The sequence below is a fragment of the Streptomyces macrosporus genome, from assembly GCF_039533145.1.
GTDB lineage: Bacteria > Actinomycetota > Actinomycetes > Streptomycetales > Streptomycetaceae > Streptomyces > Streptomyces macrosporus.
The window spans coordinates 1-4,242 of sequence record NZ_BAAASZ010000021.1; the positions used below are offsets into that span (position 1 = coordinate 1).

Consider the following 4,242-nt stretch of genomic DNA (forward strand, 5'->3'; position numbering starts at 1 on the left):
TGTGCCGCCGTGACGGATTTCGTGGTTCCTCTCGCCATCGCAGTGATCGGGTTAGTAGTGCTCCGTTAGGTCGTTGTGGACCTCGGTGAGCTTCTGGGGACTGGTTGGCGACAGGTGATGCAGGTGCCGGTCCAGCAGCTCAGGAGGCTTTGGAGGGCGTCGAGGATCTGGTAGAGGGTGAGTCCGGTGTGTGGGCTTTTGGGGCCAACCGGTGTTCGGTGAGGAAGGCATGGGCGGCGGTGACGAGGGTGACGTGATGGTGCCGGCCGGGCCAGGAGCGGCCTTCGAAGTGATCCAGACCCAGGCCGTGCTTGAGTTCCCGGTAGTCGTGCTCGATGCGCCGGCGCATCTTCGCCCACCGGACCAGGTCTTCGACCGGTGTGGCGGCGGGCAGGTTGGAGATCCAGTAGCCGGTCGACGCCGGCTGGTCGGCGGGCCATTCCAGGAGCAGGGTCCGCAGCGGCAGGGTGCCGTCCCATGGGTAGTGGCCGCCGCCGGCTTCCTGAGCGGCCCGCAGAGCCTGCTTGCCCGCGGGCCGCACGCGCAGCACGGCGAACCGTGAGGTCATCGGCCCTCTGCCGCCTTCGCGCCAGGTGACCTCGGTGAAGTGGGAGACCGGTGCTTGGGCGGCCAGGTGAGCCATGGACTGCGACCGGGTGCGACAGCGTGGCAGCGTTGGTGGTCCCAGCCCGCCATAGGCGGGCCGGTGCGGCTCGGCCGTCTCGGGGTGGGCCACTTCCTTGCCCGTCAGCGCGAGCACATAGGACAGGTGTCGTTCCTCCAGCGCGAGCCGGAAGGGTGTGCTGGTGCCGTATCCGGCATCGGCCACGACCACCGGCGGGGTAAAACCCCAGCCGGCCAGCTCGTCCATGGCATCCAGCGCCAGCCGCCACTTCTCCCGGTGCCCGACCTGTTCGGGTACGTGGGTGACGCGACGGCGTTCGGTGTCCTGGACCCATTCCTCGGGCAGGAACAGGCGCCACTGCAACGGGCAGGATGCGGTGTCACTGACCGCGTGCACGCTCACCGCGACCTGGCAGTTGGCCCGCTTGCCCAGCGCACCGCAGTACTGACGGGCCACCCCGACCGACATCCGGCCGTCCTTGGGGACGGACACGTCATCGATCGCCCAGGCATCTGGGCTGATCAGCGGCACGATTCGTTCCACGATCCGCCGCTGCACCGGCACCGGGCCCCAGGGGGACTGATTCACGAACTGCTGCAGATTCTGCTCGCTGCCGTCCGGCAGCCGCTCGGCCATCGGCTGGATCGACGTGCGCCGCCCGTCCAGCATCAAACCCCGCAGGTAACAGTCCCCCTTCGCCTGCTGGTCCTTGCGCGGCACCGAAGCGAACACATCCGCCACGAATCCCGCTAACTCAGCCCGTAACTCCGCCACTTGCCGCATATCCATCCGTCCACCGTGCCTCGCACACCACGACCCGGCAAACAGACCTAACGGAGCACTACTATGGGAACTCCTCGCAACCCGCATCGGCGACGGCCAAGCAGTCCTCGTCGAACCCGCGGCCAACGAGCAAGGCTGGGCTGTCCGCACCGCAGGCCGCGACCGCCGGCGTCCCATCGACTACGGCGGCCTCATCCTCTCCGCACGCAACCGCCGATGAGATCTCATTCCGGTTCGGTGAAGCCCCACCCACATGTCTCGTCTCGAAAACCAACCGCATGAAAACACGGCCCAGCCGGGATATAACCCCAGCTCAGCAAGTGTCGGCCCCGCACCCGCGGGGATGGCTCCTCGGACATCGGCATGTTCTTGATGTCCTCGCCAAGTACGGCGCCCCCTGGAACTGGGCAAAGGGCGCCAAGCTGGCCAAACGTGTCTGGGGGCTCCTGGACGACCTGGTCGGCGGCGTCCGAGGCATGTGGAAGCACTCCAAGGCGGTCGACAAGGCCAAGAACGCACTCGCGGCGGCCAAGGAGAAGGCAAGGAAGGCGAAAAACAAGGACGGAAGCAAGCCGGGCGAGAAATGCGAGACTTCGAACAGCTTCCTGCCAGGCACGAAGGTCCTGATCGCGGACGGCTCCGCCAAGCCGATCGAGGACGTGAAGATCGGCGACAAGGTCCTCGCCACCGATCCGGAGACCGAGGGGACCCGCGTCGAGACCGTGACGGCCGAGATCATCGGCTCGGGAACCAAACACCTCGTCAAGGTCACCGTGGACCTCGACGGCGAGCGGGGTGAGCGGACAGCGAGCGTGACAGCCACCGACGGACATCCCTTCTGGGTGCCGGAGTTGGGCGAGTGGCTGGACGCCACCGATCTCCAGCCCGGCCAGTGGCTCCAGACCTCCTCCGGCACCTGGGTCCAGATCACCGCCGTGAAGCGCTGGACGGCGCACGCCACGGTCCACAACCTCACCGTCAGCGACCTGCACACGTACTATGTGCTGGCGGGGGCCACGCCGGTCCTGGTTCACAATTGCAACAAGAATCAAGGCGTCTATGTATTCGACGATAAGTCGAAGCCTGGCCACGTGTATATCGGCAAGACCAACAACTTCAACGTTCGACTGAACAAGCATGCAGACTTGGGCAGGCGAGACAAGGATTGGGCCTGTCATTTGCATCCATGTGTGCGGAGACGACACGGCTCTAAGAATCCGAGAGCACATCATGAAGGTTCAGTTCGAAAAAATGGGCTTTAAGCTCAGTAGCGGCATTGAGGGGTTTGGTCGAAACCTCTACAACAAGCGCCAGGCGACTCATCCTGAGCTCCCGTTCGAGTAGGGCGATATGGAGAAATGGGGATACGGGCCATTCGATAACGATGGCGCCGCGGACTTTGCTGGCGACTTGGATGCCACTCCGCTGTCTGGGCGAATTCAGGCGATCCGAGTTGCCCTCGCCTCGGTGGCGGGCGACGGCAGCCCGCATATCGATGGTGGTAGAGCAGAGCTGGCAATCGCTGCCGCTGCGTTGACAGTCCGAGGGGTTGAGGGCGGCGATGAATTTCAATCTGCGGTGTGGGGGCCGAGTGGTGAGATTCCGCAGATTCCGAAAGAGCTGGTACCCCTGGCACTCGAAGCGATTTCTCGCCTACTCGCCACAAGCAATGACTTGCGGGACGACTGGAGCGCGGAGGAGGAAGGTGCTGGATGGCTTGCAATGCTCCGAAGGCTGAAAGCAGTGCTTGACGGAGAAAGTACTGCAGGGGTTCCCCTCTACGCTCCAGGCGCCGAAGGTCAAAAGCAAGGGCCACAGAGGGCTAGACGAGCTGCGCATGAGGATGAATCCATCCAGGAAGGTCTTTGGTAATATCTTCAAGGTGGCTATCTGAATCAACTGAATTAAGAGCGTGTCTCATGTGGCGGGTTCGGTGCGGCATGATGGGTGACCGTGAGTGTGAATCTGCCGCAGCGGCCGGTTCCCGACGGGCTGTGGGAGCCGGCAGCTCCGCTGCTGCCGAAGTTCACGTCCCGGCCGCAGGGTGGCGGGACCGCTCCGGTGGACGAGCGGGCCGCCTTCACCGCCGTGGTGCACGTGTTGACCAGCGGGTGCGCCTGGCGGCATCTGCCAAAGACCTTCGGGGTCTCCCCGGCCACCGCGCACCGCCGGTTCACTGCCTGGACCGAGGCCGGGCTGCGGCGCCGACTGAACCGGGCGGTGCTGACGATCTCGGGGCCCAGGGCGAGGTGGACCGGGCCGCGACGATCGTGGACGCGGCGAGTGTGCGAGCGAAAAGGGGGGATCTCTGACCGGGCGCAATCCGGTCGACCGGGGCAAGAAAGGCAGCACGCTCCACGTTCTGTCCGACGCCCAGGGCCTGCCGCTCGCCCTGGGCGTCTCGGGCGCGAACGTCCACGACAGCCAGGCGCTCCTGCCGCTGGTGGCGGGCATCCCCGCCGTCCGCTCCCGGCGCGGCCCGCGCAGACGCCGCCCCGGCAGGTTCCGCGCCGACAAGGCCTACCACTCCGCCGAGAAGCTGGCGTGGCTCTGCGAGCGGGGCATCGTCCCGCGCATCGCCCGGCCCGGCATCGAGTCCAGCGAACGGCTCGGGCGGCACCGCTGGAAGATCGAACGGTCGATCTCCTGGCTGTTCGGCTACCGGCGCCTCACCGTCCGATACGAGCGCAAGGGCAGCCACTTCCTGGCCTTCCTCGGCCTCGCAGCCGCCCTGACCTGCTACAAGAAACTCGCCCAACTCACCACATGAGACAAGCTCTAACAAGTCATCTCATTTGGCGAGTCGGCGGTAGCAGATGAGAGTGCAGGCGATG

2 protein-coding genes and 3 pseudogenes are annotated in these 4,242 nt (G+C 65.5%); 4 read left to right on the top strand and 1 reads right to left on the bottom strand.

What is annotated here, in order from left to right:
- Positions 1–139: 139 nt before the first annotated feature.
- Complete coding sequence (locus ABD335_RS15265; protein WP_344323072.1) at positions 140–1,414, bottom strand: IS701 family transposase; 1,275 nt, start codon at positions 1,412–1,414, stop codon at positions 140–142.
- Positions 1,415–1,469: 55 nt separating this feature from the next.
- On the opposite strand from ABD335_RS15265, the pseudogene ABD335_RS15270 reads away from it, so the two are divergent.
- From ABD335_RS15270 to ABD335_RS15280, 4 genes and pseudogenes are all read left to right on the top strand, one after another.
- Positions 1,470–1,628 (top strand): annotated as a pseudogene (locus ABD335_RS15270) (type I-E CRISPR-associated endoribonuclease Cas2); the annotation flags it as partial.
- Positions 1,629–2,001: 373 nt separating this feature from the next.
- Positions 2,002–2,448: pseudogene (locus ABD335_RS15275) on the top strand (polymorphic toxin-type HINT domain-containing protein); the annotation flags it as partial.
- 310 nt (positions 2,449–2,758) lie between these two features.
- On the top strand, positions 2,759–3,280 hold the full coding sequence (locus ABD335_RS30810; protein ID WP_425583647.1) for a DUF4259 domain-containing protein: 522 nt from the start codon (positions 2,759–2,761) through the stop codon (positions 3,278–3,280).
- 81 nt (positions 3,281–3,361) lie between these two features.
- Positions 3,362–4,178: pseudogene (locus ABD335_RS15280) on the top strand (IS5 family transposase).
- The last annotated feature ends 64 nt before the right edge of the window (positions 4,179–4,242 follow it).

Coding starts and splice junctions, on each gene's coding strand:
- ABD335_RS15265 (WP_344323072.1), bottom strand. CDS start 1,414: ATGGATATGCGGCAAGTGGCGGAGTTACGGGCTGAGTTAGCGGGATTC.
- ABD335_RS30810 (WP_425583647.1), top strand. CDS start 2,759: ATGGAGAAATGGGGATACGGGCCATTCGATAACGATGGCGCCGCGGAC.